We start from the raw sequence: 25,080 nt of genomic DNA, 5'->3' as shown, positions 1-25,080 counted from the left end.
CTGCCCGGCAGTCCGCTAGCTAGGAGCCTCGCGATTTGGGGAGTGCGCCGGTGACCAGTTCGGAATCGGATATCTGGGACTTCGTCATCGTCGGCGCGGGCTCGGCGGGCTGCGTGCTGGCCAACCGTCTCACCGCCAATCCGGGCACGCGGGTGCTGCTGCTGGAGGCCGGCGGGCGCGACAATTCGATGATGATCCAGATGCCCGGCGGCATTGCGCAGATCATCCCGCCCGAGAAGGACAGCCCGTTCGACTGGGGCTATTGGACCGTGCCGCAACGCGAGATGGGCGGCCGCAAGATGTACTGGCCGCGCGGCCGCGTGCTCGGCGGCTGCTCGTCGATCAACGGCATGGTCTATGTTCGGGGGCATGCCAGCGACTATGACCGATGGGCGCAGCTGGGGCTGACCGGCTGGGGCTGGTCCGACGTGCTGCCCTATTTCCGCCGCGCCGAAGACAGCGAGCGTGGCGAGGACGAGTTCCACGGTGCCGGCGGGCCGCTGCACACGTCGCGCAAGGGCGCGTTGCCGCACGTGCTCAACGATGCGTTTCTCGCCGCCTGCGCCGAAGCCGGATACCCGCGCACGCGCGATTTCAACGGGCCGCAGTTCGAAGGGGCGGGCTTCTTCGATGCCACGATCAAGGATGGCGAGCGCTTCTCGGCGTCGAAGGGCTATCTGACCGATGCGGTGCAGAAGCGTCCCAATCTGTCGATCGTGACCGGGGTTCAGGTGGAGCGGGTGCTGTTCGAGGGGCGCCGCGCCACCGGCGTTTCGGCAGTGCGTGCCGGGCGCACCATTACCCTGCGCGGCCGCGAGATCATCCTGTGCGGCGGCGCGGTCAACTCGCCGCAGCTGCTCATGCTCTCGGGCATCGGCCCCGCCGTGCATCTGCGCGCCATGGGCATTCCGGTGGTGCACGACAGCCCGAATGTCGGCGGCAATCTGCAGGATCACCTCGATGTGATCGTGCAATGGGCGTGCAAGGAGCCGATCACGCTCAATGCCAATTCGAAGCTTTTCAACAAGATCAAGGCGCTGGGCCAATGGGTGTTCGGCCGCACAGGCAATGGCGCGCATATGCCGACTCCGACCGGCGCCTTTCTGCCGAGCCGTGAAGGGCAGGTGGCGCCCGACCTGCAGATCCATTTCATGCCGTACAAGGGCGAGCCGCACGGCCGTGGCGAGATGAACCCCGAGCATGGCTACCAGATGCACGTCTGCCAGCTGCGCCCGGAAAGTCGCGGCACCGTGCGGCTGGCATCGCCCGATCCGCTGGCGGCGCCGGCGATCGACCCGCGTTATCTTTCGGCGCCCGAGGATGTGGAAACGCTTCGGCGCGGCGTGGAGATTGCGCGCACCATCGGCCGGCAGCCGGCGTTCGACCGCTACCGTGCCGGCGAAGCCTGGCCCGGCGATGCGATCGATGATCCCGAAGCGCTGGTGGCGGCGATGCGGACCTGGGGCGAAACCATCTACCATCCCGTCGGCACCTGCCGGATGGGAGTCGACGATGATGCCGTGGTCGATGGGCATCTGCGGGTGAACGGCGTCGAAGGGCTGCGCGTGATCGACGCGTCGGTGATGCCCTATCTGGTGTCGGGAAACACCAATGCGCCGACGATCATGATCGCCGAAAAGGCGAGCGACCTGATCGGCGAGCGGATCAAGCTCGAGCGCAAGCTGGGGCTGGCGGCATGAGCATCGACGCCTTCACCATTCCCGAAGCCGCCGAGGAGGCGGCGTGGATTCGCGAGCGCGTGGCCGCCTTCCGCTTCTTCGAGGAGCCCGAAGGTGCCGGCTGGGCGCACGGCGCCAACCGCGATTACATGGAAAAGCTGCGCGACTATTGGCTTGAGGGCTTCGACTGGCCGGCGGCGGTGGCGCGGTTGAACCGCCACGCCCATGTGCGCGTGGATGTGGGGGACGGGTTCCGGCTGCACGCCATCCACAAGCGCTCGTCGCGCGCCGATGCCCGGCCGCTGCTGATCGCGCATGGCTGGCCGGGTTCGGTGCTCGAGTTCGAAGCGATTCTCGACCGGCTCGCCGAGCCCGAATCGCCCGACCAGCCGGCGTTCCATGTCGTGGCACCGTCCCTGCCCGGCTACGCCTGGTCGGACCGGCCGAAGACAATGCTCGGGCCGCGCGCGGTGGCCGGGCTGTATGACCGGCTGATGCCGGCGCTGGGCTATGACCGCTATCTCTACCAGGGCGGAGACTGGGGGAGCGTGATCGGCGGCTGGATCGGCATCGACAGCGCCCGGGTGGAAGCGATCCACCTCAACGGCTATGGCCTGCGCAGCGCCGACCTGCACCCCGAGACGCCCGAAGACATCGCCTGGCTGCAGAAGGCGATGGCGGTGCGCGAGCGCGAGACGGCGTATCTGCAGCTGCAGGGCACCAAGCCGCAGAGCCTCGGCTTTGCGATGATGGATTCGCCGATGGGCGTGGCGGCCTGGTTCGCCGAGAAATTTGTCGGCTGGTCCGATGTGAAGGCGGGGGTTGTCGATCCGCCGTACAGCCTCGACTGGATGCTCGCGAACATCATGGTGTATCTCACGACGCGCAGCTTCCTGACCGCGACGTGGATCTATCGCGGCATGTTTCTGGAAGGCGGGTTCGCGATGCCCGAGGGCCGGCGGGTCGAGGTGCCGACCGGTGTGGCGGCGTTCCCGCACGATCTTCTTGCCTTTCCGCCACGGCCGATGGTCGAGCGCGGCTACAATGTCGTCCGCTACACGCCGATGCCGCGCGGCGGCCATTTTGCCAGTCTCGAGGAGCCGGAGCTGTTCCTGGCCGATCTGCGCGGCTTCGCGGCCGGCCTTTGACCGGCCCGGCGATGGCCTTGCCGCAATGGTGCGTGCTGCCCGGGTTGGCGGACTACGCCGAAACCCTCGCGGCGATGGAGCAGCGCGCTTTCGATATCCGTGCCGGCAATGCGAGCGAGGCGATCTGGCTCGTCGAGCACCCTCCGGTCTATACTGGCGGCACCAGCGCCCGCGCCGACGAGCTGTTGCAACCTGACCGCTTTCCGGTGATGACCACCGGCCGCGGCGGCCGCTACACCTATCACGGGCCAGGGCAACGTGTTGTCTATGTGATGCTGGATCTCGCAGCACGCGGCCGCGACGTACGGCGATTCGTGGCTGCGCTCGAGCATTGGGTGATCGACGCGCTGGCGGACTTTGGAGTCGAGAGCCGGATCATTTGCGGCAAGGTCGGCGTGTGGGTCGATGGCGACACCGGCCCCGCAAAGATTGCGGCACTCGGTGTGCGATTGCGACAATGGGTGAGCCTGCACGGTCTGGCTATCAATGTTGCACCCGATCTCGAGCATTTCGCCGGGATCCTGCCGTGCGGGCTGCACGACCCCGTCACGAGTTTGGCCACACTTGGACGTGAAACCACGATGAACGAAATTGATTCGGCGCTTCAAAATCGCCTTGGCGACATGCTTCGGCGGACCGGTATTGCACCCTGAACACAGTTGGAGGCGGGTTCGGCCTCCGTTCCTCGCCAATTCTGAACAGCCTGCCAGCATTGCGCTTGAGTGCGGCACGGAATGTGCTAATACCCTACTCAGGTTGGGGGATTAGGGCGAACCGGTCCAACGCCTCTTCGAGACTGGCGTGAGGTCACGCTGGCACGGGGACACAATCAAGGAGCATGAAATGGCTGACATCGTTTCCAAGCTGAAGACCGCCGCGCTCGTTGCCGGCACCGCACTGTTCGTCGTCGCTTGCGGCGAAAAGGCTGCCGACACCAACGTCGACGTGACCACCACTGAAGAAGCTCCGGCTGCTGTCGAAGCTCCTGTCGCTGACGCCGCCACCATGGAAGCCGCTCCGGTTGATCCGATGGCTCCGACCGACGGCACCATGGAAGCCGCTCCGGCCGACACCACGGCTGCTCCGGCTCCTGACGCCGCTCCGGCTCAGTAAGCTCGACACGGCCGCAATGCCGTGTAGAAAGGGCCGCCGAAAGGCGGCCCTTTTTTTGGTCTGTCGTTCAGCTAAAGATATGTTTTGGGAAGGATGATGCAATGAGCCTCGATGCGATCACCGAGCAGATGAAGAGCCGGATCGGCAATGGCGGCAGCTTCAAGAAATCCGTGAAGTTCGATTTTGGCGATGATGGCCTGGTGCGGATTGACGACAAGGTTTCGCCCGCAATCGTTACGAACGAGGATGGCCCGGTCGATTGCACCGTCAAGGTTTCGATGGCGGATTTCATGGACATCGCCAACGGCAAGCAGAACGCCCAGATGGCGTTCATGATGGGCAAGCTGAAGGTTGATGGCGATATGTCCGTCGCCCTGCAGCTCGGCAGTATCCTCGGCTGATCATCAAACACGCCATGCAAACTCAGTGTTATCACACCGGGCTTCGGCCCGGTGTTTCCATTGTCGCCCAGCCCGCTGCCACGCGCAGTGCAGTCACGGCGCTCACGGCCGTGCTCCTCGCGTCTGCCAGCGCCGTCGCGGCGCAGCCAGTTCCGGTGGCCGCACCGTCCGGCACCGTTCCAGCCGCCGGTTCAGAGCTTGCAAGGCCGAAGGGCGGCTTCATGGTGCCCAAGTCGGTGATATTGCGGAAGACCACTCCCGCAGAGGCGAGCGCCCATGCAATCTGGACATTGCGAGCGGCGCTCAACGTCGGCGCGTTGCAGTGTCAGTATTCGCCCTTCCTGCGCACTGTGAAGAATTACAACGAAATGTTGCGCCATCACTCGGGTGATCTTGCGCGAGCGCAATCGACCATGGTCGGGCATTTCCGTCGCCATGACGGCGCGCGCGCATTGAACAGCTTCGATCAGTATACCACGCGCACCTACAACAGCTTCTCGACACTCGATGCCCAGTACAGCTTTTGCGAAGCGGTTGGCTCGGCCGGACGCAAATTGCTGCTCAAGCAGCGCGGCACGCTCGGGGACGCTGCTGTCGAGCTCAACCCGGCGCTGCGTGCGGCGCTGTCCCAGCCTCCCCCTTTGCCTGCGTTCGACCTGAGTGTCCTCAACGGCTATGCTGTCCCGATTTTGGTCATGGAACCCGAGGTCGAAGAACGCCGTCGTCGCCGGCGATAACCGCTGCGTTCAATAGACATTGGCACTCTCTGCAGTCCAATAACGGCGGCGGCATCCGCGCGCAGTGATGACATGCCGTGTGCGAGCGGGCGCCTCGGCGGTCATTGCCCCACGCCTGGCCATCGCAGACCAGACATCCTGACCCTCATACAAAGAAAAAGGGCCGCCCCGAAGGGCGGCCCTCAATCCTTTGCCATGCGGCCCGATTACATCGGACGGCAAGGACCAGTGTTGGCCGGAGCCGGAGCACCGCTGAAGGTGATTTCCACACGACGGTTCTGCGGTTCGCGCACACCATCGGCAGTATCGACCAGCGGACGGCTTTCACCGAAGGCTTCGGTCACCATCGCCGATTCGGGCACGCCCTTGCCAGCAAGGTAAGCCTTCACGGCGTCAGCGCGGCGCTGCGACAGGCGGACGTTGTAGTCGTCAGCACCCGACTTGTCGGCGTGGCCGGCAAGCGCAACGCTGGTCTGGCCAGTCGCCATGTACTGCTCGGCAGCACGATCGAGGATCGCAGCAGCTTCAGCAGTGACCACCGAACGATCCCAGTCGAAGAACACCAGGAACGGCCCAGGTGTCACAGCGGCGGGCGGGCAAGGCGGCAGTTCGACCGGCGCCGGTGCCGGAGCAGGCGGCGGGGGCGGCGGCGGCGGCGGAGCAGCAGGCTCTTCGGTGAAGAAGTTGTATGCCAGCGTCAGCATCAGGCTGTGGCTGCGATACTTGCTTTCCGTCTCCAGACCGTTGGTCGTGAAGGTCGTGACATTCGGAACGTTGAAGTAGCGATACTTCAGGCCGAGATCGACATTGTTGCTGAGCGGCTTGTAAACGCCAGCCAGCACCTGCCACGCAAAGCCGGTGTCGCTGTCATTGATGAAAGCCTGACCGAACTTGGCAACCTGGTGCTGCGAGTGCTGCACGCGGGCGATACCGACACCACCACCGACGAAACCGCCGACGTTGTTGTCTTCGCCGCCGAAGTCGACGAGGCCGTTGCCCATGAACGACAGCACGCGGGTGTTGCCGTCAGCATTCGGGTTCACACCGATCTGCGGCGAACGCGGCGAGCCCGAGAACAGGCGGATCGGCGGCGTAACCTTGTCGAAGGTCACGGCGTCAAGGTTGTTGTCCTTGTAAGCCACTTCGAATTCAGCCCGGAACGGACCGAAATCATAGCCGATGTTGCCACCGACATCATAGCCGATTTCATACTTGGTCTTGAAAGCCTCGGTCGTAACAGTCGTACCCGCGGCATTGCGGATATCAAACTGCTGCTGCTGGGCAAGAATGGCACCAGCTTCCAGGCCGATGTACCAGGACTGGTCCTTTGCAAGGGCGGGTCCAGCCAGGATGGTCGAGCAAAGCGCCACCCCAACAATCATTTTCCGCATAGTGTTCCCCTTTATGGTCATTGCGCATGTTCAGACTGCCCGGCTGCTCTACCGCAGCCTCCGTTTGCAAAGCAAGCACGGAATGACGCAGGTTGTTGCATGCAAGACACAATCGGAATCCGAATGCATAGATCAGGGTGCACCTTGCTCATAAGTGGCAGGAAAACGCCAGATTATGTTCACACTAGGTAACGATTCCCTGCGCGCGCAGAGCCTCGATCAGCGTTGCTGTCACGGCCCGCAATTCTGCATCCACAACAGTCCCGCCGACGGCAGGCGCCATGGCTGCCGGGGCCGCGTCAAGCACCCGCCGACCGCGGATCGAAAGTCCGCCGACGGGCCATGTGTCGCTCCAGCCATCGTCCCATGCGACGAAGCAGTGTTCATCGCGCACCCATGTTGCAAGGCCCGCGAACGGCTCCGCAAAGTGCCACGCTTCGCCATCATGGACGGCAAGTCGCCCTTCGGCACCCGCCCAGGCGTCCGCTGCGCCAGCCGCCACAATCCAGGCCGCGCCAGGTGATGCCATGGCCGGTGGCACTGCCAGCGCGCGCGATTCAACGACCGGGTGCAGCAGCCGGTCGACCAGCATCAACGCCTCATTGTGGGTGATCTCCTTCTGCGCCTGTGCGGCCGCCATCAGCGGCAGCCGGTGCCGGATCGTCTCATGCATGCTCTTGCCCCTTCCCGATGATCATCAAGGCCGGCGGGTGACGGCCAGTTCGGCAAATTCACCCGGCCCGACAGCCTCGCTCAGCTGTGCCACGCGGAAGATCAGCGTCTCACCGCAGCCATCGGCAATCTGCTCGGCGGCGCCATAGTCGAAGCCGGAGGTCTCGCTCATCGATGTCCGGCACAGCCTGTCACCACTCCACACCTCGATTGTCCACGCCTCAAAGGCTTCGGCCAGCGGCACATCGACAAAGTCCGCCCAGCCAAAACCTGCCCGGCTGCGGCGGACCCATGTCAGCTGCCAGCCATCGCCCATGGGCCGGGCCCGCAGATGAACCGGTGCAAGCGGGCGAAGCCCTCGCCCGCCCACCACGGCCGCCATCGCAGCCGCATCGGCATCATCGCCACCAGCCGGGCGAACCAGCAGCGACTGCCCGATGCGATCGAGCGCATGATCGAGCGGCAACAAGGCTGCGCTCTCCAGCATAATGAACCGCTCACCTGCGCGGTGCCCCCCAATCGCCGCCTCGGTCCCGCGACGACCACGGAGCAGCCCCCGCAACCGGAAACGGCGCGGCGCAATCGCCTCGGCCTGTGCAAATTGCACCAGCTCATCACCCACCAGCGCCAGATTGCCACCCTGCAGAACTGCCGCCTCGGGCAGCCCCTGCAGCCACATGCCATCGGCAATCAGCTCGACCTCGAGGCATGTGCTGCGATTCCAGATCGTGGCATGGCCTGCTGGCAGCGCGTTGATGGCAATACCCATCATGGAAGCCTGCGCGATCGTGCCCGCAGCCGCATAGTCCAGTCCACCATTGTCGCTGACCAGCACCGGCGCGCGGCGCCACCCCGGACCGGCACCCGCGCCTGCCACGAGCAGCCGGGGCGCCATATCGGCAACTGGCCCCAGCGACGGCAGATCGAGGAGATGCAGCACGGTCGGGCCCATCGGCTCCGCGCGCCCGGCCGGTGCGCGTCCTCCATCGCTCGCAACCGCAACGCCCACTGGCGCCGCCATCCGCTCAAGCGACAGCGTCAGCAGAAAGCCCTCGAAAAGGCGCTCGCGCACACGCCAGACGGCGTCCGAATCCTCGGTTCGCACCACCGCGCCCGGCATGATGCCAAGGTGGCGCCAGGGCAGCCGAACCGACCGGGTAAGCCGCGCCGCATGGCGCTGCGCGAGCCGCGAAGCAGCCAAAGCCTTCGCCGCCATCGGCGTCATCGCCACTGGGAGAGACAGCGTTTCGATCCGGTGACCAGCGCTGCGCTGTACGCGTTGCAACCCCGGCTGAAAGTCCCGCTCAGGGTCGACAAAGCCGATCTCGATGCTGTCCACCGCCGTGGAAGCGGCCAGTCGCCGGCGTGTCGGCGCCGAGCGCCCCGCCGCATCGGACGAGCGACAGTCGGCCAGCCGCAAGATCTCGGGGGTGCCAGCCGGAATGCGCATCACCAGCCGGCCCTGGTCATCCACCAGCGCGGCGTCGGTCGAATCGAGCAGCAGGTCGAGCGTATCGGCAATTCTGCCCGGCTGTGCAGCCACCATCCCGTCAACCCCGGCAAAGTCGCCTTCCACGGATATTCGGCCTTCGCAAAGTTCCCGCGCAGCCCCGCCGAGATCGAGCAGCAAACCGGTGTCGGCAATCACCTCGAAGTTGAGACCCGGAATTCGGTTGCCAAAGTCGGCAAGCGGCAGGTCCTCGAACACGGCATAGGCAAGCCCCGCATAGGCCGGGCAATCGCCCTCCGCCGCTGCCATCAGCACATCGATCGGCTGGTCTTCATCGCCGAGGTGCAAGCGCATCACCACCGGCAACAACCACCGCCCCTCACCGTCGCGCAGCAAACGGCCATCCGCCCAGATGCGCCCCACGCCCGTCAGCCGGCGCGCCGACAGCCCCACGGCAAACGATGCCGAATAGCTGTAGCCGCCCCCCTTGCCCCCAGCACTCGCCTGCTCGGCAATCTCGCTGCTCCAGATCAGATTGCCAGCTACCCGCATGCGCCCGAAAACACGCGGGACCGGCTCGCCATAGGCCGCACTCTGCACCAGCGGCACCTCGGCCCTGCCGCGGGCACCGCCGAACAACCCGCGGTCGATCACGCTGCCGGCGAGCGATCCGACGATGCCGCCGATCGGTCCGCCGATGGCGCGGCCCACCGTGCCAAGAACCAGGGTCGCCATTGCTCAATCCACTCCCGGCAGGCGCCAGGCGCCCAGCCATTGCCATGCCGGATCGACCGGCCCCTCGATCACCCGCCCCACCCCGGCATGCGCATGCACCAGCCCGCCCGCCACAAGAATGCCAAGGTGCCGCAAGCGCACCCTCGGCGCCATCAGCACGATGTCGCCAGGATGTGCCGTCCGGATTCGCCGAGCGCCCGCCGCCGCAATCACCGTTTCAGCCAGCCCCGCATGGTCGCCCCCCAACCGATACGCCGGCACCTCGGGCCGAAGCCCCAGCGCCGCCGCCGCAGCCAGAACCACACCGACGCAGTCGAGGCCGAGCCCCGGCACCCGTCCCTGCGGCCGGAAGGCGGTGCCCAGGCAGAGGCGCGCCGCGGCCACCACCGCATCCGCTGCCAGCGTCACAGCCCCGCGACCTGCATCAGCATGTCATTGCCCGGCACATGCGGCTCACCCCGAAACAAGCGTCCATTGCCGAAGCGGCCCGAACAGGTGGCAAACCGGCGGTCGCATCCCTCCCACAGCCACAGCCGCGCGCCGGGGTCGATCGCCAGCGGCTCGGCCAGCACCAGCTCGTCCCCCACAACCCCCATGATCCGCCGCTCCAGTCCGGCAGCACCACCATCGAGAACCCGCAATCGCCCTTCCACAAGCGCGGCCAGCGGCACGCCCGCCTCCACCCCCGCCAGCGCCAGCATCGTCCCGTCGCTCGCCGTCACCATCGCCGTCGCCAGATGGCGCCGCCCGCGCATATCCACCCGGCACCGCGCATCCCCCAAGGTGGCGCGGCATTCCGACGAATAGCGTTCGACCAGCGTCGCCTGCAGTGCCGCCGTCGGCCCCAGCAGCGTCGCCACAAAGCCCGCGTCCGGCCCGTCCCCGGCCTCGACCGCACCCAGATGCCCCCGCGCCAGCACATGACGCCCCGCATCCGGCGCCGTCCAGTCAACGAGAAACAACGACACCGCAGCGCCGTCATACCGCCCCGCCAGCAGATCATCGGCGGTGATCGCCGTCGCCGACAGCGCCCCCGCGACATCGAGTGTATCGACCTCGGTGGTGTCCCCCTGCACAACCGCCGAAGGGCTCATCCCCGGCGCACTGGCATGGCGCAGCCCCGCCACCATCAGCGGCTCGTCGTGGCTGGTGAACCCCAGCGCCACGCCATCGGCGCGCACGATCCGCCAGCACAGCGCCAGCGTCGTCACCTCGCCTGCCAGCCGTTCGGAATCCATCGCTCAATCCTCCCGGATCTCGACAAGCGGCACCGAAGGCAGCTCGCCCGCCCGCCATCCTGCAATCGACACATCGATCCGGTCGGCGGCAAAGCGCACCGGCACATCGAAGCGATAGCCCGCGCGCACCTCCGCTCCCGCCACCGGTGCGGCATCGAAATCGAGCCAGCCATCGGCCGAGACGTTCCACCCCTGCGTCACCTCGCTGCCATCGACCGCCACCCGCACCGACTCCACGAGCGGCCGGCTGATCCGCCGCACCTGCGCCTCGGGCTCGTCGCCATAGGTCTTCACCAACCGGAAATGCGTCTGCACACCATCGCCCATGCCCTGCGGCTGGTCGAACGGCGTCAGCGCCGCCCCATGCGCGGCCGAGCCATTGTCGAGCGGATCGCTGAACCGAAAGCCATGCGCCTGCCCCCGCCGCGCCCGAAAGAACCCGAGCAGCAGCGCCAGGTCGGCCTCGGAGCGCACCCCCAACCCGGCATCATAGCTCTGCCGCGCATCCGCCCATTGGCTGTTGCGCTGCTCATGCCCCGATCCCGTGACCACCACCTGCGTCGAAAAGCTGGGGCCGCCGAGCGCTCCATAGCCAAGCTGCAGCGGAAACAGCACATCATGAAACGCCGGCATCGAATCATCCTCCTCACCGCTCGCAAACGCCACGAACCCGTCCCGCGCCACCTGCGGCCAGGCCCAGACGAACGTCTCCGCCACACCACGCGCCATCGCCGCATCGGCGGCTTCCAGGATCGGCAGCCAATCGGCGTCGCGCGTTGCAAAGCCCGCAAAGTAATGCTGCGCCGCCAGCGGATAACCGAGCCGCTCGCTCACCACCGCCCGCGCCCTCCGCTGCCCCGCCGCATCCTGCCGGGTCACGAACTCATAATCCTCGAGCTGCAGCACATCGAACGCCGGCCACGCCCAGCCGAGCGGCACATTCGCCCGCACCAGCTCGGGCGCCGCTGCATCGAGCACCTGCGGCGCATAGAAGAGCAGCGACACCTCGGCATCCGCTGCCACCGCGCGCACCGCATCGCGCAGCGCCAGCGTCGCCCGTCCGAGCAGCGCCCCGCACCAGTCGAGCCATTCGCGCTCTTCCGCCAGCGTCACCGCCCGCACATTGTCGATCCGCGGCGCCACCAGCCCCGTCTCGGCTTCGTGCAGCGCCAGCGTCGCCGCATCATAAAGGCAGGGCGCCAGGTCCGGCCCCACCCACCACCAGGGCTCGCCGATCTGGAATCGCGGCCTATCCCCTGCAGCCTGTGCGAGCGCCACGAAATCCATCGCCACCGCCTGCAGCCACGCCATCGCCACCGGATGTGCCGGTGAAAGCAAGGCCGAAGGCGGCACATAGCCCGTCAGCCCGCGCCCGCCCCCGGCATTGCGCTGCGCCCAATCCGCCGGGCAGTTCTGGTCAAGCAGTTCGAACGACAGCGACAGGATCGTCGAGAACCCCAACGCCACCGCGCGCGCCAGAAAATCCGCGTGCCAGGCCCGCGCCGGCGCGCACAACGGCACATCCGGCTGCGCCAGATACGCCCCCGCCGCTTCATCCCAGCGCAACGCGGGAAAATGGCTCATCCCGACATAATGCACCAGCGTACCGCGGTAGCCGAGCGCCAGCATCGCCTCGATCAGCCGCTCGGGCGTCTGGTTGTAGCTGTCGTCATAGCCACCGCACATCCGCAGGCCATGCGGCGGCACAAAGGCATCGCCCATCCGCACCATCGAGCCCGGCCCTTCAGCGCGAATCCCGCTCAGCTCCAGCCGCGCCGCCACCGGTGCCGGCAATGGCGCATCGCTGCCATCGAAACCCTCGGCGACCAGCGAGATGAACATCCGGTCGATGTCCCCCGTCCAAACCCGCTCGGCGCCATCGGCCAGGTTGAAGCCGGCATCGAGCGCATCGAAATCGAGCGCAATCGCCGCATCGTTGCCGCTGCCCTGCGCATAGTTCCACAGCCGCACATACCAGCTGCGCGCCGCCCCGGCCGCATCACGCCCCTCGATCGTCAGCACCGGACCGTTCACGGCATCGAGCGGAAGCGCACCACCCGTCTGCCGCCAATGAAACGCCAGCCGCAGCCCCCTGAAATCCCGCGATGTCGCCAGCGCAAGCAGCGGATGGCTCCACCGGTCCTCCGCCTCCCAGATCAGCCCCGCCAGGTCGGCGCGCCGCAAAAACTCCGCCTCCACCACCAGGCCGTCGCTTCCCGCGGTCATCACCGCAGCCATCATCGGGCGCGGAAAATCCACCGTCCAGAAGCGCGGGTCGAAGCGCTTCACCCATTGCTGCCGCACCTGGTCGGCCTTGCCCGCCAGCCAATGCTGCATCATGCCTCGGCCCTCATCAGCGCCCGGCGCACCGCGCGCGCCACCTGCGCTCCCGTCTGCGCCATCACCGCCGGCCCGGCATCGGGCGGAGCCGCCACGTTCACCGTCACCTGCACCGGGCCTCTTGCAGCAGGCGCACCCGCCTCGATCCGCCCCGCCGCCTGCGGCACGAACAGCTCCGGTCCACGTTCGCCCACCCTGTAGGCCCGCCCCGCCGTCACCGGTCCCCCCGTCGCCCGCCCCGGCGCGCCTCCCAGCAGGCTGCCGAGCTGCCCCAGCAGTCCCGCGCCACCGCCGCCGCCCAGCAGCCCGGCAAAGTCGGATCGCAGCGCCCCCTCGGCAATATCGCTCAAAGATCGCAGCGCCACCCGCCGCAAATCCTCGAACCCCAATCGCCCGCTCGCCACCGCGCGCGAAAGCGACCGCTCGATCGAGCCCCCTGCCCGTTCCACGCCCGAAGCCAGCGGGCCATCGAGCTCGCGCCGCATCCCCGCCACCCCGGCCAGAAAGCCGCTGGTGTCGGCGCGCACGCGGATCACCAGGTCTTCGAGATCACCGTCCATCGGGAAATGCCTCCATCAATCGCGCCAGCCGGTCGCCATCCAGCGCTGTCGCCGGGTCGTCGGTCTCAAGCCCTAGCGCCACCACCAGCTCCGCCGGCGTCGCCGCCCAGAACTCCACAGGTCGCCAGCCGAGCTGCGCTGCTGCCAGCCCCGCAGCGCGCCGCGCTGCATCGGCAAACGTCGCAGCGCGCCGCGCTGCATCGGCAAAGGTAACGCCCATCAGCGCCCGGCAAGGATCTGTTCGAGCAGCGCCCGCAGCGCCGGCGTCGCCTTCGCCAGCCCACCCGCCACCAACGCCTCGCCGAAATGCGCGCGGTCCTCGCCGCGTTCAGCGAGGCAATGCCAGAACAGCCCCGCCATCTCCGCCAGCGTCAGCCCGCCCGCCGCCGCGCGCTCGACCAGCGCAAACAGCGGCCCCAGCTCAGCCTCGGCCGCCACCAGCGCCTCGAAGCTCGGCCGCAGCACCAGCGACCGTTCCCCAAGCGCCAGCGCCACTTCGCCGCGCACCGAATTCGCCGGCCTCACGCGGTCACCACTGGCCCGGAGCTTTCCAGCGCCATGGTGTAGGTGCGCTCGCCATTGTAATCGCCGGCATAGTCGAGCCGGGTGATCAGGAACCGCCCCGTCACCGTCTCGCCGCTCTCGAAAACCACCTGGTAATCGTCGATCACCCCGGCGAGCGCATTGCCCTTCACCCGCACTTCCGCACCCGAGCCGGTGAACACCCCCGCCCCGCTCAACGACACCGAGCGCACCCCCGCCCCCGACAGCAGCTCGCGCCACCCGCCCGAGCCCTGGTTGGTCACCACCACCGTCTCGGCATTCACCGTCAGCTGCGTCGTCCGCAGCCCCGCCACCGTGGCAAAGCCCGGCGGCTCCGCGCCATTGCCCACCTTCAGCAAAAAGGCACTGCCCTTTTCCATCGCCATGTCGTCCGATCCCTTCGCTCAGCCCGTTGCGACGCTCCGCAACCGGAATTCGATCAGCCCCTGCGTCCAGCCATCGTCGCCGGTCAGCACCAGCGTCCGCACCAGCCGGCTCGACACTATCCGATGCCCATCGGCGCTGCCGGAAAGCCCCGCGAGCGCTGCCTCCACCCGCCCCAGCAGCGGCTTGATCCGCGCCGCCGAGCGCCCCTCATCCCACAGCCGCAGCTGCACGCGGTGCTCATGGCCGGTCTCGGTCTTGGTGCTCCAGTCGATGATCAGCTCGGGGCCGATCACCAGATAGGGCGGCGCGGCATCGGCGGGCGGCGCATCGAACACCCCCGAAAGGCCGTCGATTCCCACCAGCGCCGCCACCATCAGCCGCTGCATCGCCAGGCCTGCATCCATCACCTGCCTCCCGCCTGCAGCCACATCGCCAGCCACGCAAGCCGCGGATCGAGTGGCCGAAGCCGCGAGCCCAAGCACCCGCAGCCGCAACGCTGGGTGCCCTCCGGGGTCGGACACCACCGGCGCCCCGCCCACGCTCTCGCTTACCATCTTCACTGCGCGCGCCGCGACCGGATTGGCCAGATAGGCCGCGCGCACCTGCGCTTCATAGCTCCGCGGCGGGCTCGCCGAACTCTCGCCCCCCGCCCAGGGGGTCGCCCAGCTGGGCGCCCCCACAAGACGCGTTTGCCCGGAGCGGCTGCCAAAGCGGCTCTTCGTCCGCCAGAACGCCAGATTCATGCCTGTCTCCTGTTGTCAGAGCGAGCGGATGCCCGGCCTCTCGCGCCGCGGCCCCAGCAGCAGCGCCGTCAGCGCCCACACCAGTGCATCGGCCCGGTCGGGCGAGGCGCCCGGACCACCGTAAATACCATTCGCCATCAGCCCGCAGAGCTGGTCCTCAAGGTCCGGAAACGAACCCATGTGGAACACCCGCCCCTGCGCATAAAGGCTCGCCACCGGCTCGGCCCGCGCCACCTTGCCACGCGCTGCCCGCACCGTCTGGATCGGCAGCACCGCATCCACCGCGCGCAGCACCGACGTCACCATGTCGCCGCCATTGTTGATCTCGGCAATCACCCGGTCGGCGCCATGCCGCTCGGCCGCCTCCACCACCGCCTGCGCCCAGAGCTCCGGCCGAGCACCCGCCAGACTGGCATCTTCCAGCACCCAGCCGCGGCCCTCGCCATCGAGCCCCGCCACCACGATCCCGCACACCGCCGCCACGCCGCCCGCCGGCGGATCGACCGCCACCACCACCCGCACCAGCGGTGGCAGGTCACCCACCTGCCGCCGCTGGCGTTCGAGCAGCCCCCGGCTCCACAGCGCCCCTTCGAGCGAGTCGATGATCTCGCCATCGATTTCCTGCCGCCCCACCGCAGTGCCGCCGTACCGCGCCTGCAGCGCCGCCAGAAAACCCTCGGGCAAATTGGCGCGGTTGTCGCGCATCCGCCCCCGCGTCACCACCACCCCCGGCTCGCTCAGCAAGGCCCGCAGCCAGGGCAGCGGCAGCGGCGTCGTCGTCAGCAGCAGTTGCGGATGCTCGCCCAGCCGCGTCGCCAGCCGCAGATTGGTCAGTGCCGCCTCGGCGCGCGGCCAGTGCGCAAACTCGTCTCCCCAGGCAAAATCAAACTGCCCGCCGCGCAGGCCATCGGGGTCACCCCCCGAAAACAACCGCGCCTGGCTGCCATTCTCCCAGTTCAACTGGTGCAGGCTCGGCAAAAATTCGACGCCCAGCCCCTCGGGTGCCCGCGCCAAGAGGCCGGATTCGCCTTCCACCATCACCGTGCGCGCTGCTTCGAGGCTGGCCCCCACCAACGCGAACCGCCGTGGCCTCTCCGCCGCCAGCCCATGCACCCACTCCGCCCCGGCACGCGTCTTGCCGAAGCCGCGCCCGGCGAGAATCGTCCAGATCGTCCACGCGCCCGGCGGCGGCAACTGCGCCATCCGCAACGTGCCAGTGCCGCTCAGTGCCGAAATCACCGCGTCCGCACCGAAGCGGTCGAGCAATTCGATCCGCTGTGCTTCCCCAAGCGCCGAAAACAGCTGCCGCACCGAAGCCTGCGCCCGCAGATCGCCCCCCGCTGACGTCATCGGCACCTCGCATCACAAGAGTCATTCCGGCTGCCAGTCGTCGGGCAGCGATCCGCCCAGCGCGCGGATCTCGGCGCGGAGCCTGGTCACCTCGGCATTGGCAGGCCGCTGCACCCTGGCCGCCCGGCCCGACGTCCGCACCGGCTCCAGCCGCTGCTGCACCAAGGCCATCACCAACTTGGTGTCGAGCAAGCGCGCCAGCCCCGGCGCATCCTTCGCATCGGGCTCGGGCGTGGCGAGCAGCCGTTCCAGCAGCCGCGCCTCCACCCGGTCCCAGGCCATCGCCACGGCCCGCGTCCAGCTGCCGGCAAAACTCTTGTCGGCAGCGCGCAGGTCATACGCCTCCTGCAACGGCCGCCCGATCGCCTGCACCCCCTTCAGCGCATCCCCATGTTCAGCGAGCGCGGCCAGAAACCGCCGGCGGTCCACCAACCGCCAGTCCGACTGTCGTTTTACCATGGCACCTCCCGACCGCCGTGGCCGCCGGTCGATCCCGGCGGCCCCTTTCGGCGGATTTCTGAAGCATGCCGAATCTCTATCCTAAAGCGTGACGCTTGTCAATCATAATTATCCATATAGGTTATTTATACTGCTCTTCCTCCCACCACGGAAAGAAGTCCGGCATGTTCTCGCTCACCCGGTCCGGATAGCTCGGCACGCGCTTCTCGAGGAACGACACCACCCCCTCCTTGGCATCCCCCGAGCGCCCGCGCGCCCAGATCGCCCGGCTGTCGAGCCGGTGCGCGTCCCAGGGGCTCGCCGCCCCCAGCATCCGCCACAGCATCTGCCGCGTCAGCGCCACCGACACCGGCGCGGTATTCTCGGCAATCTCCTGCGCCAGCGCCCGCGCCGCCGGCAGCAGATCGGCGGCTGCATGCACCGATCGCACCAGCCCGCCCTTCAGCGCCTCATCGGCGCCGAACACCCGTCCCGAAAAACACCATTCCAGCGCCTGCGAAATCCCCACCAGCCGCGGCAGGAACCAGCTCGATGCCGCCTCGGGCACAATCCCCCGCCGCGCGAACACGAAGCCGAACCGCGCCGTCTCGCTCGCCATCCGCACATCCATCGCCAGCTGCATCGTGGCGCCAATCCCCACCGCCGGGCCATTGACTGCCGCAATCACCGGCTTCAACGATTCGAAGATCCGCAAGGTCACCCGCCCGCCGCCATCGCGCACCGCGTCATGGCCATAATCGACCGATCCGTCCGCGCGCACCGGCGATTCCCCCCCGCGCGGCGCATCGGCGCGGTTGTCGTAATCGAAGGTCGCAGCCCCGGCGCTCAGGTCGGCGCCGGCACAAAAGGCCCGCCCCCGCCCGGTCACGATCACCGCGCGCACCGCATCATCGGCATCGGTCCGGTCGAACGCCTCGATCAGCTCGCCCATCATCGTCGCGGTAAAGGCATTGAGCTTCGCCTCGCGATCGAGCGTGATCGTCGCCACCGGCCCGTCCATCTCCAGCGCAATCTGTGTGAACCCGGTCATCGCAAACTCCTGTCGCATTTCAATCGCACTTTACGCCAAAGCCCGCACACGCCACTAACGCCGACAAGTGACAGGATATGCCACGGGGCGAACGCCCGGGAGGATCGTGAATGATACGCTACGCCATCGCCGCCGCAGCCCTGCTGGCCACCGCCAGCCCGATCAGCGCCGGCCAGACGCCCGCCACCGAAGCCGCCGCCGAAAGCCCCGAAGCTGCAGCGCTTCTCAACGCCTATCACTTCGCCTTCCCGCTTTACACCATGGCGCGCACCCGCAGCCTGATGCCCGCCATCAACACCCTCACCTATCGCACCGCCCTCGCCGACGAAAAAAGCCGGGATGTCACCACCCCCAACAACGATACGCTCTACGCCTCGGGCTTTCTCGATCTCGCCGCCGGCCCGGTCATCCTCACCCTGCCAGCCCTCCCCGGCCGCTATCACTCGGTCGCCGTCATGAGCATGGCGACCGACAATCTCGCCATCCTCGGCACCCGCACCGGCAGCCAGGGCGGCCGCTATGCGCTGATGAGCACCGACTACACCGGCCCCGTGCCCGCCGACACCATCCCGCTCCGCCTCGCCTGCCGCGACTGCTGGCTGCTGGCCCGCGTCATCGTCAATGGCGCCGAAGACCTGGGCCCCGCCAGCGAAGCCCTCAAGGGCATCACCATCGAAGCCCCCGCTACCGAGCTCACCGCCTTCGCCAGCCCCACCCCGGCCCGCCCCGATGGCGCCGCCTTCCTCGCCGCAGTCAAGGAGGTCATCGCCCGCGCCGGCCCAAGCTCGACGCTCGCCCAGCAAGCCGCCAGCTTCACAGCCCTGGAGGCCGACCCTGCCGAATGGTCGAAAGCCCTCGTCCCCCTCACCCTCGAGCTGCGCAGCGGCCTCGCCGACGCCGGTGATCTCGTGAACGGCTGGTCCTACCCCAAGTTCGGCATCGGCACGTACGAAGACGATCACCTGCTCCGATCGCAGATCGCGCTCGGCGGCCTCGGCGCCCTGCCCCGTGTCGAGGCGATGTATCTCTCCGCCCGCACCGACGCCGCCGGCGCACCCCTGAGCGGCGCCAAGGCCTATACGCTGCGCCTGCCCTACAACATGCCGATCGGCGGCTTCTGGTCGCTCACCATGTACACCCAGGAAAGCGACGGCCGGCTGTTCTTCGTCGGCAACGCGCTCAGCCGCTTCGCCGTCGGCGATCGCTCGAAGCACCTCCGCGCCGAGCGCGACGGCAGCACCGATATCTTCATCCAGGCGAACCGCCCCGAGGGCGAGCGCGTCGTCAACTGGCTCCCCTCCCCCACCGGGCCCTTCGTGCTCGTCTTCCGCGCCTATCTCCCCAAGGCCGAGCTGCTCGACGGCAGCTTCCGCCTCCCCCCCGTCACCGAATCCGAGCGCATCCCCTGATGAGGAGAGGCAAGCATCTCCTGCTCGACATCCTCCGCTCGGAGGGCGTCGCGCACATCTTCGGCAATCCCGGCACCACCGAGCTGCCGCTGCTCGATGCCCTCGCCGAAGAGCAGGCGCTGCAATACATCCTCGGCCTCAACGAGGTCGTGGTGATGGGCATGGCCGATGGCTTCGCCCAGGCGAGCCAGCAGATCGCCGTCTGCAACCTCCACGCAGCGCCGGGCCTCGGCAATGCTTGTGGCATGCTCTACAACGCCGCCCGCGCCGGTGCCCCCATCCTCGTCACTGCCGGCCAGCAGGATACCAGCATCCGCCTCACCGAGCCCCTGCTGTGGGACGATCTCGCCACCATGGCGCGCCCGCTCGTCAAATGGTCATACGAAATCAGCAGCATCCACGAACTCCCCCGCGCCGTCCGCCGCGCCGTCAAGATCGCCCTCACCCCGCCCATGGGCCCGGTCTTCCTCTCCATCCCCGGCGATATCCTCGAAGCCCCCGTGCCCGAAGGCCTCGACGAAGGCGCCCCCACCCGCATCGGCCCCCGCATCACCGGCGATCACGCCAGCCTGGCGCAAGCCGCCCGCCTCATCGCCGCCTCGCAAACCCCCCTCATCCTCGCCGGCGACGCCGCCCGCACCGCGCACCCGCAAGTTGCCGCCCTCGCCGAGCTTCTCGGCGCGCCCGTCCATCTCGAAGGCATGGCCAACACCGCCGCCTTCCCCTCCGATCATCCGCTCTATGCCGGCAGCGTGCCCCGCATGGCCCCCGCCTTCCGCACCTTGCTCGAAGGCCATGATCTCATCATCTCGCTCGGCGCCGACCTCCTCACCCAGAGCCAGGCCGCCGGCATCGAAGCACTGCCCCCCGGCATCCCCCTCGTCCACATCGACGACAACCCCCACGAAATCGGCAAGAATTTCCCCGCCCAGGCCGCCATTCTCGGCGATCTGTCAGCCACCCTGCCCCATCTCACCGCCCTGCTCGGCCCTGCCCGCCCGCAAGCCCGCAATGCCACCGAAGCCAAGATCGCCACCGCCCGCGCAGCACTCCAGGCCCGCGCCCAAAGCCTCGCCAGCGCGTCCCCGCTCCACCCGCTCGCCGTCCTCGAAACGCTGCGCCCGCTCATCCCCGCGCAGGCCATCATCATCGAGGAGCTCTTGTCCTCGGGCATGAACACCGTCCGCCACCTGCTTCCTGCCACCCAGTTGGACAGCTGGTTCGGCATGCGCGGCGGCGGCATCGGCGTGGCGCTGCCATGGGCCGCCGGCATGGCGCTCGCCAAACCCGGCCGCCCCCTCATCGTCCTCTCCGGCGATGGCAGCCTGCTCTACTCCGCCGCCGCCCTCTGGACGCTGGCGCATTACAAGCTCCCCTGCGTCATCCTGGTCTTCAACAACGCCGGCTACAGCATCCTCAAGGCGCGCACCCGCGCCATCGGCGGCCATAGTGCGGCCAGCGGCACCTATGTCGCCATGGACATTGCTGCCCCCGCCATCGACTTCCAGGCCCTCGCCGCCGCCCACGGAGTCCACGCCGAACGCGCCGAAACCCATGCCGAAGTCACGGCCCTTTTCACCAAGGCCCTTGAAGCAAAGGCGCCCACCCTGATCGAAGTGACGATCAGCAAGGACTTCTGAAGCGAAGCCTCAAAAATCCCCCGAAGCCCGCAGCTCCCCCATCACCTCATCGACCGCATCGCGGAACGCCGCCACCACCGTGTCGATCTCCTCGCGGCTGATCACGAACGGCGGCGAGAACGCCACAGTATCGGCATTGGGCAGCGCCCGCCCGATCACCCCGCGCGCCCGTGCCGCCGCAATCACTCGTGGTGCCACCTTCAACCCCGGGTCGAACGCCAGCGGTGCCGCCTTGTCCTTCACGAACTCCACCGCCGCAATCAGCGCCTGGCCGCGCACCTCGCCCACCAGCGGATGGTCGCCAAACGCCGCACGCAACTTTGCCTGCATGTACGCCCCGGTGTCCCCAGCCATCGCCACCAGCCCCTCGCGCTCGATGATATCGAGGTTCGCAAGTGCGGCCGCCGCGCCGATCGGGTGGCTCGAATAGGTATAGCCATGGCCAAAGGCGCCGAATTTCGCATGCGCCGGCCCCGCCAGCACCTGCCACACCTTGTCCGACACCAGGCACGCCGAGAGCGGAAAATACGCCGAGGTCAGCCCCTTGGCGATGGTGATGAGATCAGGCTCCATCCCGAACACGCTGCTGCCGAAATTCTGCCCCAGCCGGCCGAACCCGCAGATCACCTCATCGGCAATCAGCAGAATGTCATGCCGCCGCAAGATCGGCTGGATCGCCGCATAATAGCCTTCGGGCGGCGCAATCACGCCCCCCGCCCCCATCAGCGGCTCCATGATCATCGCCGCAATCGTGTCTGCCCCTTCCGCTTCGATCAGCGCTTCCAGGTCGGCTGCCAGCGACGCTGCAAACTCGGCATCGCTCAGCCCATGGCCTTCCCACAGCCGCCGCGGTGCGGTCGTGTGGCGGATCATCGGCAGCGGCAGGTCGAACCCGGCATGCAGCCCCGGCAGCCCGGTCATACCCGCGGTCATCAGCGTCACGCCATGATAACCCCGCTGCCGCGCGATGATCTTCTTCTTGTGCACCCGCCCCAGCGCATTGTTGTAGAGCCAGGCCAGCTTGACCTGCGTGTCATTGGCATCCGAGCCCGAATTGCCGAAGAACACTTTCGACATCGGCACCGGCGCCATGTTGATCAGCCGCGCCGAGAGCATCGCCGGCTTGTCCGCCGCCATCGACGAAAACGCATGCGCATAGGAAAGCGTTCGCGCCTGCTCGGCCATCGCCTCACCCATCTCGGCACGCCCATAGCCGATGTTCACGCACCACAGCCCCGCCAGCGCATCGATATAGCGCCGCCCTTGCGTGTCGGTCAGCGTGCTGCCCTCGCCATGGCTCAGCACGAACGCCGGGCCATTTTTCTCATGGTCGGCAAGTGCCGTGAACGGATGAAACGCATAGCGCCGGTCGAGCTCGGCATAGTCGTTCTCGAAATTGTGCGTCGGCGGCTGCAAGGTCATGGTTCAAGCCTTTTTACGAACGTTTGTGCGCTATGTGGCCGACAATAAGCGGCGGAAAAGCTGCCGACAAGCAGGGCATTTTGTTCGCATTGCGTCTTTCTGTGCGCTATGCTGCCCCAAACCGCCTTGGGAGCTACCGTGACAAGCCTGATGAAAACCGACCTGTTCATTGCCGGCGAATGGGTTCGCCCCGAGGGCCTGGGCACGATCGAAGTCCGCAACCCCAGCACCGGCGCCCTGCTCGCCGAAGTCCCCAAGGGCGGCGAGGCCGAAGCCGATGCCGCCATCCACGCCGCCAATGCCGCTCTCCCTGCCTGGTCGGCGCTCACCGCCAAGGCACGCGCCACGATCTTGCGCCGCTGGCACGATCTCATCATGGAGAATCAGGAGGAGCTCGCCCAGCTGCTCACCGCCGAGCAGGGCAAGCCCATCGCCGAAGCCCGCGGCGAGATCGCCTATGGCGCCGCCTTCTTCGATTGGTACGCCGATGAAGCCAAGCGCATCTATGGCGATATCATCCCCAGCAACGCCCCCGATCGCCGGCTGTTCGCGCTGCGCCAGCCGATCGGCGTCGTCGCCGCCATCACGCCGTGGAATTTCCCGATGGCGATGATCCCGCGCAAGGCCGCCCCGGCCCTCGCCGCGGGCTGCACCATGGTGCTCAAGCCCGCGTCGGCCACGCCGCTTTCGGCGCTCGCCCTTGCCGAGCTGGGTGCGCGCGCCGGCGTCCCCGCCGGCGTCTTCAACGTCGTCCCCGGTGCCGCCGGTGCCGTCGGGGATCGTCTCGCCACCCATCCGCTCGTCCGCAAGCTCACCTTCACCGGCTCTACCGAAGTCGGCCGCAAGCTGATGGCGCGCGCGGCGGACACCATCAAGAAGCTCAGCCTCGAGCTGGGTGGAAACGCTCCTGTCGTCGTCTTCGACGATGCCGACCTCGAAGCCGCCGTCGCCGGCACCATCGCCACGAAATTTCGCAACATGGGCCAGACCTGCGTGTGCGCCAACCGCATCTATGTGCAGGCCGGCATCCATGATCGCTTCGTCGCCGCCCTGGTCAAGGCGGTCGAAGCCATGCCGCTTGGCGATGGCATGGCCGATGGCATCCAGCAGGGCCCGCTCATCGACATGGCTGCCGTCGCCAAATGCGAGGCCCATATCGCCGATGCGCTGGAGCACGGCGCGCATGTCGCCACCGGCGGCGGCCGCCACGCGCTCGGCGGCAGTTTCTTCGACCCCACCGTCCTCACCGGCGCCACGGCGGACATGCTCATCGCCCATGAAGAGACCTTCGGGCCGGTGGCGCCCGTGTTCCGCTTCGAAACCGAGGCCGAGGCGCTGGCAGCCGCCAACGACACCGAATTCGGCCTCGCCGCCTATTTCTTCACCCGCGATGCCGCCCGCATCTGGCGGTTCGGCGAGGCGCTCGAATATGGCATCGTCGGCGTCAACACCGGCGCCACCAGCTATGAAGGCGCTCCCTTCGGCGGCTGGAAGGCGTCGGGCCTCGGCCGTGAAGGCGGGCACGAAGGCATCACCGAGTTTCTGGAGACGAAATATCTGTGTATTGCAGGGTTGTAACGTTTAGAACAAAGCAGTGCTGAACAGGTTGGGACAGTCGATCGCATGAAAACCGAGCTAGCCGATCTCGATGCCGGTGAGGGCAGCGACCGCGATTACGTCAACTCGCTGGCCCGCGGCCTCGAAGTCATCTGCGCCTTCACCCGCTCGCGCCCGAAAATGACGCTTTCGGAAATCGCTCGCGCCACCGGCATGACCCGCGCCACCGTGCGCCGCTTCCTGCTCACGCTGGTCCGCGAAGGCTATGCCGAAAAAGACGAGAAGATGTTCAGCCTCAAGCCCAAGATTCTCGAACTGGGCTACTCCGCCCTCTCCTCGATGGGCATTCTCGATGTCGTGCAGCCGATCATGAACGACCTGTCGCGCAATCTGCAGGAATCGGCCTTTGTCGCGGTCCTCACCGGCGACTATGTGACCTATATCGCCCGCGCCACCTCGGAGCGGCTGGTCAATGTCTCGATCACCGTCGGCAGTCGCACCCCGGCACACGCCGTCTCCACCGGCCGCGTCCTCCTCGCCGCCGAGCCCGACGAGATGCTCCACCGTTATCTCGACCGCGTCTCGCTCGAAAAGCTCACTCCCAACACCATCACCTCCAAGGTCAAGCTCCGCGCCGCCATCGATTCCGCCCGCATCGACGGCTTCTCGATCGTCGACCAGGAACTCGAAATCGGCCTCGGCTCAATCTCGGTCCCCATCCGCAACGGAGAAGGCCGCGTCCTCGCCGCCCTAAACGTCTGCTGCCCCTCCGCCCGCATGACCACCGAAGACATGCAAAAACACATCCTCCCCCAACTGATGATCGCCGCCCAGGCCGTCACCCGCGGGCTCTAGGCCCAGCCAGCCCACCACCTGTCATGCCGGCGCACGCCGGCATCCATGGCCCCGCCGGGGACCGAGCGCCCAAGGAAAAGAAACAAAGCCTCCGGCGGCTGGGGCCGCAGGCCCTGTATATTGGCCGGACGATCTGGGTTAGCCTTGGTCGCGGCAGCAGCAGCTTGTCAGGCCCCTGGTTCTTGAGATCGTGGTTTGGCTCAGGCGCTGCTGCCGGTTTG

At 67.5% G+C, this 25,080-nt stretch carries 25 protein-coding genes; 10 read left to right on the top strand and 15 right to left on the bottom strand.

Features of this window, described 5'->3' with window-relative positions:
- The first annotated feature begins 50 nt into the window (after window positions 1–50).
- From FHS79_RS03940 to FHS79_RS03915, 6 genes are all read left to right on the top strand, one after another.
- Window positions 51–1,700, top strand: a complete 1,650-nt coding sequence (locus FHS79_RS03940) for a GMC family oxidoreductase (protein ID WP_184195721.1) — start codon at window positions 51–53, stop codon at window positions 1,698–1,700.
- Window positions 1,697–2,827: an epoxide hydrolase family protein gene (locus tag FHS79_RS03935; protein ID WP_184195718.1), complete on the top strand. Its 1,131-nt coding sequence runs from the start codon at window positions 1,697–1,699 to the stop codon at window positions 2,825–2,827. The genes FHS79_RS03940 and FHS79_RS03935 overlap by 4 nt, the downstream gene beginning before the upstream one ends.
- A gap of 11 nt (window positions 2,828–2,838) precedes the next feature.
- On the top strand, window positions 2,839–3,480 hold the full coding sequence (gene lipB / locus FHS79_RS03930) for a lipoyl(octanoyl) transferase LipB (RefSeq protein ID WP_184195715.1): 642 nt from the start codon (window positions 2,839–2,841) through the stop codon (window positions 3,478–3,480).
- A 190-nt stretch (window positions 3,481–3,670) separates the two neighbouring features.
- Complete coding sequence (locus FHS79_RS03925) at window positions 3,671–3,940, top strand: hypothetical protein (protein ID WP_184195712.1); 270 nt, start codon at window positions 3,671–3,673, stop codon at window positions 3,938–3,940.
- Window positions 3,941–4,041: 101 nt separating this feature from the next.
- Entirely contained in the window at window positions 4,042–4,341 is a 300-nt protein-coding gene (locus FHS79_RS03920) for an SCP2 sterol-binding domain-containing protein (RefSeq protein ID WP_184195709.1), read from the top strand.
- 155 nt (window positions 4,342–4,496) lie between these two features.
- Window positions 4,497–5,078, top strand: coding sequence for a hypothetical protein (locus FHS79_RS03915; protein WP_207792212.1), 582 nt, complete (start codon window positions 4,497–4,499; stop codon window positions 5,076–5,078).
- Between the two features lie 206 nt (window positions 5,079–5,284).
- Here FHS79_RS03915 and FHS79_RS03910 read toward each other — a convergent pair whose 3' ends face one another.
- The 14 genes from FHS79_RS03910 to FHS79_RS03845 form a co-directional block, all read right to left on the bottom strand.
- Window positions 5,285–6,469: an OmpA family protein gene (locus FHS79_RS03910; RefSeq protein WP_184195703.1), complete on the bottom strand. Its 1,185-nt coding sequence runs from the start codon at window positions 6,467–6,469 to the stop codon at window positions 5,285–5,287.
- 184 nt (window positions 6,470–6,653) lie between these two features.
- A complete protein-coding gene (locus tag FHS79_RS03905; RefSeq protein ID WP_184195700.1) occupies window positions 6,654–7,142 on the bottom strand; it encodes a DUF2793 domain-containing protein in 489 nt (162 codons plus the stop codon).
- A gap of 24 nt (window positions 7,143–7,166) precedes the next feature.
- Window positions 7,167–9,326 (bottom strand): phage tail protein, encoded by a 2,160-nt coding sequence (locus FHS79_RS03900; RefSeq protein ID WP_184195698.1) that lies wholly within the window; start codon window positions 9,324–9,326, stop codon window positions 7,167–7,169.
- Between the two features lie 3 nt (window positions 9,327–9,329).
- Entirely contained in the window at window positions 9,330–9,734 is a 405-nt protein-coding gene (locus FHS79_RS03895) for a peptidoglycan endopeptidase (protein WP_341534411.1), read from the bottom strand.
- Window positions 9,731–10,564 carry a DUF2163 domain-containing protein gene (locus FHS79_RS03890; RefSeq protein ID WP_184195694.1) on the bottom strand — a complete coding sequence of 278 codons (834 nt, stop codon included), beginning with the start codon at window positions 10,562–10,564 and terminating at the stop codon, window positions 9,731–9,733. Before FHS79_RS03890 ends, FHS79_RS03895 begins: the two co-directional genes overlap by 4 nt.
- A 3-nt stretch (window positions 10,565–10,567) precedes the next feature.
- Window positions 10,568–12,901, bottom strand: a complete 2,334-nt coding sequence (locus FHS79_RS03885; protein ID WP_184196094.1) for a DUF2460 domain-containing protein — start codon at window positions 12,899–12,901, stop codon at window positions 10,568–10,570.
- Window positions 12,901–13,464 carry a tail tape measure protein gene (locus tag FHS79_RS03880; protein ID WP_184195691.1) on the bottom strand — a complete coding sequence of 188 codons (564 nt, stop codon included), beginning with the start codon at window positions 13,462–13,464 and terminating at the stop codon, window positions 12,901–12,903. The genes FHS79_RS03885 and FHS79_RS03880 overlap by 1 nt, the downstream gene beginning before the upstream one ends.
- Entirely contained in the window at window positions 13,454–13,684 is a 231-nt protein-coding gene (locus FHS79_RS03875) for a phage tail assembly chaperone (protein ID WP_184195689.1), read from the bottom strand. Before FHS79_RS03875 ends, FHS79_RS03880 begins: the two co-directional genes overlap by 11 nt.
- On the bottom strand, window positions 13,684–13,989 hold the full coding sequence (locus FHS79_RS03870) for a gene transfer agent family protein (RefSeq protein WP_184195686.1): 306 nt from the start codon (window positions 13,987–13,989) through the stop codon (window positions 13,684–13,686). The genes FHS79_RS03875 and FHS79_RS03870 overlap by 1 nt, the downstream gene beginning before the upstream one ends.
- Window positions 13,986–14,393, bottom strand: a complete 408-nt coding sequence (locus tag FHS79_RS03865) for a phage major tail protein, TP901-1 family (RefSeq protein ID WP_184195682.1) — start codon at window positions 14,391–14,393, stop codon at window positions 13,986–13,988. The genes FHS79_RS03870 and FHS79_RS03865 overlap by 4 nt, the downstream gene beginning before the upstream one ends.
- Before the next feature lie 18 nt (window positions 14,394–14,411).
- A complete protein-coding gene (locus FHS79_RS19285) occupies window positions 14,412–15,137 on the bottom strand; it encodes a DUF3168 domain-containing protein (protein ID WP_184195679.1) in 726 nt (241 codons plus the stop codon).
- A 15-nt stretch (window positions 15,138–15,152) separates the two neighbouring features.
- The gene (locus tag FHS79_RS03855) at window positions 15,153–16,487 is read right to left on the bottom strand and encodes a DNA-packaging protein (RefSeq protein ID WP_184195676.1); all 1,335 of its coding nucleotides are present in this window, start codon (window positions 16,485–16,487) and stop codon (window positions 15,153–15,155) included.
- A gap of 21 nt (window positions 16,488–16,508) precedes the next feature.
- On the bottom strand, window positions 16,509–16,946 hold the full coding sequence (locus FHS79_RS03850) for a hypothetical protein (protein ID WP_184195674.1): 438 nt from the start codon (window positions 16,944–16,946) through the stop codon (window positions 16,509–16,511).
- Window positions 16,947–17,067: 121 nt separating this feature from the next.
- Window positions 17,068–17,976: a crotonase/enoyl-CoA hydratase family protein gene (locus tag FHS79_RS03845; protein ID WP_184195671.1), complete on the bottom strand. Its 909-nt coding sequence runs from the start codon at window positions 17,974–17,976 to the stop codon at window positions 17,068–17,070.
- Between the two features lie 110 nt (window positions 17,977–18,086).
- On the opposite strand from FHS79_RS03845, the gene FHS79_RS03840 reads away from it, so the two are divergent.
- Both FHS79_RS03840 and FHS79_RS03835 read left to right on the top strand, forming a co-directional pair.
- Window positions 18,087–19,385 (top strand): DUF1254 domain-containing protein, encoded by a 1,299-nt coding sequence (locus FHS79_RS03840; RefSeq protein WP_184195668.1) that lies wholly within the window; start codon window positions 18,087–18,089, stop codon window positions 19,383–19,385.
- Window positions 19,385–21,025, top strand: coding sequence for a thiamine pyrophosphate-binding protein (locus tag FHS79_RS03835; protein WP_184195665.1), 1,641 nt, complete (start codon window positions 19,385–19,387; stop codon window positions 21,023–21,025). Before FHS79_RS03840 ends, FHS79_RS03835 begins: the two co-directional genes overlap by 1 nt.
- Before the next feature lie 9 nt (window positions 21,026–21,034).
- Here FHS79_RS03835 and FHS79_RS03830 read toward each other — a convergent pair whose 3' ends face one another.
- Window positions 21,035–22,447, bottom strand: coding sequence for an aminotransferase (locus tag FHS79_RS03830; RefSeq protein ID WP_184195662.1), 1,413 nt, complete (start codon window positions 22,445–22,447; stop codon window positions 21,035–21,037).
- Window positions 22,448–22,555: 108 nt separating this feature from the next.
- On the opposite strand from FHS79_RS03830, the gene FHS79_RS03825 reads away from it, so the two are divergent.
- Entirely contained in the window at window positions 22,556–24,025 is a 1,470-nt protein-coding gene (locus FHS79_RS03825) for an NAD-dependent succinate-semialdehyde dehydrogenase (RefSeq protein WP_184195659.1), read from the top strand.
- Between the two features lie 45 nt (window positions 24,026–24,070).
- On the top strand, window positions 24,071–24,859 hold the full coding sequence (locus FHS79_RS03820) for an IclR family transcriptional regulator domain-containing protein (RefSeq protein WP_184195656.1): 789 nt from the start codon (window positions 24,071–24,073) through the stop codon (window positions 24,857–24,859).
- Window positions 24,860–25,080 lie beyond the last annotated feature (221 nt).

Source organism: Polymorphobacter multimanifer (genome assembly GCF_014205635.1).
In the GTDB taxonomy this organism is placed as follows: Bacteria; Pseudomonadota; Alphaproteobacteria; order Sphingomonadales; family Sphingomonadaceae; genus Sandarakinorhabdus; species Sandarakinorhabdus multimanifer.
This window is presented reverse-complemented; position numbering and strand designations above follow the sequence as displayed.

Bases quoted from the DNA above. Each gene is read 5' to 3' on its own strand.
- lipB (WP_184195715.1), top strand. From the start codon at position 2,839: ATGGCCTTGCCGCAATGGTGCGTGCTGCCCGGGTTGGCGGACTACGCC.
- FHS79_RS03820 (WP_184195656.1), top strand. From the start codon at position 24,071: ATGAAAACCGAGCTAGCCGATCTCGATGCCGGTGAGGGCAGCGACCGC.
- FHS79_RS03845 (WP_184195671.1), bottom strand. From the start codon at position 17,976: ATGACCGGGTTCACACAGATTGCGCTGGAGATGGACGGGCCGGTGGCG.
- FHS79_RS03890 (WP_184195694.1), bottom strand. From the start codon at position 10,564: ATGGATTCCGAACGGCTGGCAGGCGAGGTGACGACGCTGGCGCTGTGC.
- FHS79_RS03880 (WP_184195691.1), bottom strand. From the start codon at position 13,464: ATGGACGGTGATCTCGAAGACCTGGTGATCCGCGTGCGCGCCGACACC.
- FHS79_RS03935 (WP_184195718.1), top strand. From the start codon at position 1,697: ATGAGCATCGACGCCTTCACCATTCCCGAAGCCGCCGAGGAGGCGGCG.
- FHS79_RS03855 (WP_184195676.1), bottom strand. From the start codon at position 16,487: ATGACGTCAGCGGGGGGCGATCTGCGGGCGCAGGCTTCGGTGCGGCAG.
- FHS79_RS03920 (WP_184195709.1), top strand. From the start codon at position 4,042: ATGAGCCTCGATGCGATCACCGAGCAGATGAAGAGCCGGATCGGCAAT.
- FHS79_RS03840 (WP_184195668.1), top strand. From the start codon at position 18,087: ATGATACGCTACGCCATCGCCGCCGCAGCCCTGCTGGCCACCGCCAGC.
- FHS79_RS03875 (WP_184195689.1), bottom strand. From the start codon at position 13,684: ATGGGCGTTACCTTTGCCGATGCAGCGCGGCGCGCTGCGACGTTTGCC.
- FHS79_RS03885 (WP_184196094.1), bottom strand. From the start codon at position 12,901: ATGCAGCATTGGCTGGCGGGCAAGGCCGACCAGGTGCGGCAGCAATGG.
- FHS79_RS03925 (WP_184195712.1), top strand. From the start codon at position 3,671: ATGGCTGACATCGTTTCCAAGCTGAAGACCGCCGCGCTCGTTGCCGGC.
- FHS79_RS03835 (WP_184195665.1), top strand. From the start codon at position 19,385: ATGAGGAGAGGCAAGCATCTCCTGCTCGACATCCTCCGCTCGGAGGGC.
- FHS79_RS03865 (WP_184195682.1), bottom strand. From the start codon at position 14,393: ATGGCGATGGAAAAGGGCAGTGCCTTTTTGCTGAAGGTGGGCAATGGC.
- FHS79_RS19285 (WP_184195679.1), bottom strand. From the start codon at position 15,137: ATGAATCTGGCGTTCTGGCGGACGAAGAGCCGCTTTGGCAGCCGCTCC.
- FHS79_RS03905 (WP_184195700.1), bottom strand. From the start codon at position 7,142: ATGCATGAGACGATCCGGCACCGGCTGCCGCTGATGGCGGCCGCACAG.
- FHS79_RS03850 (WP_184195674.1), bottom strand. From the start codon at position 16,946: ATGGTAAAACGACAGTCGGACTGGCGGTTGGTGGACCGCCGGCGGTTT.
- FHS79_RS03910 (WP_184195703.1), bottom strand. From the start codon at position 6,469: ATGCGGAAAATGATTGTTGGGGTGGCGCTTTGCTCGACCATCCTGGCT.
- FHS79_RS03900 (WP_184195698.1), bottom strand. From the start codon at position 9,326: ATGGCGACCCTGGTTCTTGGCACGGTGGGCCGCGCCATCGGCGGACCG.
- FHS79_RS03830 (WP_184195662.1), bottom strand. From the start codon at position 22,447: ATGACCTTGCAGCCGCCGACGCACAATTTCGAGAACGACTATGCCGAG.
- FHS79_RS03825 (WP_184195659.1), top strand. From the start codon at position 22,556: ATGCTGCCCCAAACCGCCTTGGGAGCTACCGTGACAAGCCTGATGAAA.